Genomic DNA, 1,222 nt, shown 5'->3' with positions numbered 1-1,222 from the left:
GCAGCGACCACAGCACGTCCGAATAGTAGGCGCGTAGATCCTCTTCCACAAAGCTGCCCGATTCCAGACGCAACGTGTCCAGGTCGCACTGCGCCAACCACTGCGTGGGCAAATGTAGGCTCAAAAAGTCCCGTGCGGTTTCCGGATGTGTGAGGAACTGCTTGAAGAGCGCATCGTGCGGCGTCATCGTCGAGGAGCGTTTCATGCCGAACGTGAATGAGGGGAGCCGCTTATTTTACCATCGTCTGCTCTCGATGCCCGCACGCTGCTGTGCATCGCTGCCTATGGATTGCTTGTTGCACCACGCCTCATTCGACAGTAAAAAAACGCCGGCATCCGCCGTTCGCCTGCCTTACCCGCGCACTACGTGCCGCGCGGCCGCTTAGCATACACAGCGACACGTGCTTGATTCGATCGCGCCACTGCGCTGGCGCATCGCTAGGTCAGCTCATAATCCCAGTTCGGTGGCGATGATGTTGCGCTGAATATCAGAGGTTCCCGAATAGAGGAGGGATGCGATGGCGTCGCGCAGTCCTCTTTCAGTAGGGGTTTGAGCTAAGTAGCCTTGTGCGCCGTAAATGCGCAGTGCATCTATCGAAAACTTCGTGTACGCTTCGGAGACGAACAGCTTCGCACAGGCCGCTTCCAGTGTGGCATCCTTGCCCGCGTCCTTGAGCCGCCCTACCCGGTAGACGAGTTCGCACGCGGCATCGAGGTTGACTTTCATGTCGGCGAGGCGATGGGAGACGGCCTGATGCTTTCCAATGGGTTGGCCGAACTGGCGGCGGGTACGCGCATGGGTAATGCAGGCTTCAAGGTGGCGGCGCATGGCGCCCAACGTGGTGGCAAGAATGCATCCCCGTTCGTATTCCATGGCACTTTCAAAGACCTTGACGCCTCGTCCTTCCCTTCCCAGTATCGCATCGGCCGGGACACGGCAGTCCTTGAGCGTGATCCGGCCCATCTGGGCGGTGCGCAGTCCCATCTTTTCCAAAGGCGGGCTCAGGTCCAGGCCCGGGTTGGTCGTCTCGACCAGGAACGCGGTGACGCCAAGTGGACCGAGCGTGGGGTCAATGGTGGCGTAGACGACGCACAGATCCGCGATGGGGGCGTTGGTGATGTAGGTTTTCGAACAGACGGTCGGAGGCTGTGATGTCTGTTCTGAGCTGGTCGCGGGCAAAACGTGCGGCCTGCTCGCGCAGCGCGATTCGTCGTTCATCAA

2 protein-coding genes are annotated in these 1,222 nt (G+C 59.8%); both read right to left on the bottom strand.

Annotation, left to right across the window (positions count from 1 at the left end; all coding sequences use genetic code 11):
* The coding region (locus tag KPG66_RS15410) for an Rpn family recombination-promoting nuclease/putative transposase (protein ID WP_237070330.1) at nt 1–205 on the bottom strand (205 nt) is incomplete at its 3' end.
* Nucleotides 206–448: 243 nt separating this feature from the next.
* Nucleotides 449–1,222, bottom strand: a 774-nt coding sequence (locus KPG66_RS15405) for an acyl-CoA dehydrogenase family protein (protein WP_237071362.1), incomplete at its 5' end; no start/stop codon positions are given.

This window comes from Mycetohabitans sp. B2 (genome assembly GCF_021733735.1).
GTDB classification, from domain to species: Bacteria; Pseudomonadota; Gammaproteobacteria; order Burkholderiales; family Burkholderiaceae; genus Mycetohabitans; species Mycetohabitans rhizoxinica.
This window is presented reverse-complemented; position numbering and strand designations above follow the sequence as displayed.